The sequence below is a fragment of the Methylomonas sp. LWB genome, from assembly GCF_001856095.1.
GTDB lineage: Bacteria > Pseudomonadota > Gammaproteobacteria > Methylococcales > Methylomonadaceae > Methylomonas > Methylomonas koyamae_A.
On sequence record NZ_MKMC01000060.1, the window covers coordinates 1 to 2,784 of the forward strand.

Below are 2,784 nucleotides of genomic sequence, written 5' to 3' on the forward strand. Positions count from 1 at the left end.
TATAAGAAATCAGGATATAGATTTATTCCAGTTCTATTTGTACTCGCAGCCGTTGCAATCTTCAGCAAGTTTGCGAATCAAAATGGCTCTAGTGGTCAGCCGGTATTGCCAATTGCTGAACCCGAAAAACCCATTCAACATTTTCAGTGTCAAGGTAAGGTGTATTGTTTGGAAATGGGGTCGTATGAGGAAGCTGTTTTTTATCTCCGGAATTGCCCTGGTACGAAGATGGACGGTGACAATGACGGCATTCCTTGTGAGCAACAGTTTTAGCTTATTTGACGTGATAAGCTGAATGGCAGGTTGAAGGCAATCATATGACAGGAATAAGTTGAAAACATTCGAGAATATCGTCATCTGTGTTTTTTGCAGTGTGGGACTGTCCGGCTGCGCAACGTTCAAGAGCTTAAATGCCGAAGTTCCGTTGTATGAGCGCGTATTCATCTACTGCGGCACTCGGCTGAATTGGGCAGCGTTAGAAAACGACAATGCGACTATCCGAAAATTAAAGGCTGAACCACCAAGCTATCCGCTCGTTGATCTGCCTTTTAGCTTTGCAATGGATTCAGTGTTTTTACCGTTAGCGATCAGTGCGGAGATTTTTCACTGATGGGCGATAAGACTGAAGCGTTTTGTCGGCAGACGCTAATCGTCTCCGGTCAAAATCCGCAAGCGCTGCCGCCCAGCCTGGATGTCAACGAAGCCGTGGCCGATTTTACCGCGCTGGATCAATTACGCCCGCGCCTGCATCGCTTGCGGGATTTGTTGAGTCGCGGCGAGGATACCGACATGGCCCTGGGCAGCGATATTTACAATTTTAGTTTGGATGCCTATGCCTCGTTAAAGATTGCCGGCAAGGGCGCCGCGTTGGAAACGCTGCGGCAAGCAATGTCGGTCCGTTTTAATCGCGGCGCTAAACCGAAAGCGGCTACTTAAGGACTGCCGATCGCCGAAAATCCTGCATTACGCGGCGAGCCCGGCCGGCCCGACTCGCCGCAAACCGTTTTAACCACGCCGCGACCGCTGATTGGGTATCGGGTTGGCCGCCGGAGCAGCGCTTTCAACGCGAATCCGGCAATTAACGCGGTTCCCAGTCTCGATCGCAACGCAAAAAGTCTATCCCGCAACACTAAAAGTGATTCTCGCAACGCTTCGAGCAATACACGCAAGGCTCCGAGCCTTGCGGGCAAGGCAAATAGCGATTCCCGTAATGCTAAAAGAGTTGCGCGCAACGCTCCGAGCAATACACGCAAGGCTCCGAGCCTTGTGCGCAAGGCAAAAAGTGATTCCCGCAACACTAAAAGAGTTGCGCGCAATTCTCCGAGCAATAAACGCAAGGCTCCGAGCCTTGTGCGTAACACTAAAAGCCTTGCGGGCAAGGCAAATAGTGATTCCCGTAATACTAAAAGAGTTGCGAGCAACGCTCCGAGCAATAAACGCAAGGCAAAAAGCGGGACGGACGGGGATTTTCATTTACAGCGGCAAGTATGTTGCCGTTCAGGCTTCGATAGGACTCTTGCATATTCCGATCAAACCCGCCGGCGATTCCGACTTCAAAACTGCCAGGCATTCCGGTCGCAGAGCGGCCGCCGGTTTCAGCCAAAAGTCGGCCATCGATTCCGATACTATTACGCCAGTAGTGAATGACGGCTTTTGGGAATGGCGAATTGATGCAAATGACCTATAGGAGACAACCGACAGGGGGGTATCCTATGACCGGGGGTGAGCCAATGGCCGACAGTAGGATGGGTAGAGCGAAGCGAAACCCATCAATCGAAGCGCCGGTAAATGCGATATGACAGAATATCGCCGACACCGCCTCAAAGGCGGTTGTTATTTTGTAAGCGGTCCTTTAACAGCATCTGTATAAACAGCTCGAAAGGAACGAAGATAGTGTCCACTTATAATCAGGTGGACACCTATGAAGGAGCATAACACGCGATTATCGCGGCCATTAATCGTGGGGCACGGGCGAGACGGCCGTTGCCTTTATGATCCGGAAGCCAAGCGGGAGCTAGTGAAAGTTTGCTTGCATTCGGGCACATCGGTTGCCAAGATCGCTCTGCAATACGGTATCAATGCCAATCTGCTGCGCAAGTGGATGGGGCATTACCGAGAAACAGGACATCCGAATCCGAACAGTCCATTAACGTTGCCGGCTTTTGTGCCCGTTCAGTCGCTGAGCGCAGAGAAACCGGCTGAGTCAGCGCTCAGTGCGGAGTTGCCCAACGGCGTTAAACTCGCGTTACAGCCTGTCGAGCTGAGCGACCTGCCGGTGATTTTGAAGGCGTTGGCCGAGCTGCCATGTTTCGTTTCGACGCAGGATTGAAGGTCTACCTGCACCGCGAGCCGGTCGACGGCCGCAAGGCCATCAATGGTTTAGCGCTGCTGGTTGAGCAGGCATTAGGCTTGAATCCGTTCGAGCCGGCCATCTACGTGTTCAGCAATCGCCGGCGGGATCGGATCAAACTGCTGTTGTGGGACCGCACCGGTTTTTGGTTGATGCTCAAGCGGCTGGAAGCCGACCGTTTTCACTGGCCGAAAGAGGCAGCAGTTGTGACGTTGACGGTCGAGCAACTCCACTGGTTGTTAGCCGGTATTGACTTGGCCGCGATGCGGCCGCATCCGGCACGAACCTATACCCAAGTAGGCTGAAACGCGGATGTAAAGCCGGTAAAATAACGGCATGACGCCCACCATCACGCTGTCCACCGAAGACTACCAAGCCTTGCTGGCCGAGCAGCAACGGCTGGCGAGTCAACTGCGGTTGGTGACGGTCGAGCG

General features: G+C 52.8%; 6 protein-coding genes. 5 read left to right on the top strand and 1 reads right to left on the bottom strand.

Going from position 1 to position 2,784, the window contains the following annotated elements; translation table 11 throughout:
• From BJL95_RS24865 to BJL95_RS19490, 3 genes are all read left to right on the top strand, one after another.
• Nucleotides 1-273 (top strand): excalibur calcium-binding domain-containing protein (locus BJL95_RS24865; protein ID WP_139306344.1); only part of this gene is annotated, 273 nt, incomplete at its 5' end.
• Between the two features lie 58 nt (nucleotides 274-331).
• Nucleotides 332-610 (top strand): YceK/YidQ family lipoprotein, encoded by a 279-nt coding sequence (locus BJL95_RS24220; protein WP_083385911.1) that lies wholly within the window; start codon nucleotides 332-334, stop codon nucleotides 608-610.
• The gene (locus BJL95_RS19490; RefSeq protein ID WP_071160365.1) at nucleotides 610-936 is read left to right on the top strand and encodes a hypothetical protein; all 327 of its coding nucleotides are present in this window, start codon (nucleotides 610-612) and stop codon (nucleotides 934-936) included. The genes BJL95_RS24220 and BJL95_RS19490 overlap by 1 nt, the downstream gene beginning before the upstream one ends.
• Here the strand turns inward: BJL95_RS19490 and BJL95_RS24870 are convergent.
• The gene (locus tag BJL95_RS24870) at nucleotides 933-1,337 is read right to left on the bottom strand and encodes a hypothetical protein (protein ID WP_139306345.1); all 405 of its coding nucleotides are present in this window, start codon (nucleotides 1,335-1,337) and stop codon (nucleotides 933-935) included. The two genes, BJL95_RS19490 and BJL95_RS24870, sit on opposite strands and share 4 nt — an antisense overlap.
• A gap of 584 nt (nucleotides 1,338-1,921) precedes the next feature.
• On the opposite strand from BJL95_RS24870, the gene BJL95_RS19500 reads away from it, so the two are divergent.
• Nucleotides 1,922-2,329, top strand: coding sequence for a transposase (locus BJL95_RS19500; RefSeq protein ID WP_254786668.1), 408 nt, complete (start codon nucleotides 1,922-1,924; stop codon nucleotides 2,327-2,329).
• Nucleotides 2,305-2,655, top strand: a complete 351-nt coding sequence (gene tnpB, locus BJL95_RS19505; protein ID WP_064031840.1) for an IS66 family insertion sequence element accessory protein TnpB — start codon at nucleotides 2,305-2,307, stop codon at nucleotides 2,653-2,655. The genes BJL95_RS19500 and tnpB overlap by 25 nt, the downstream gene beginning before the upstream one ends.
• Nucleotides 2,656-2,784 lie beyond the last annotated feature (129 nt).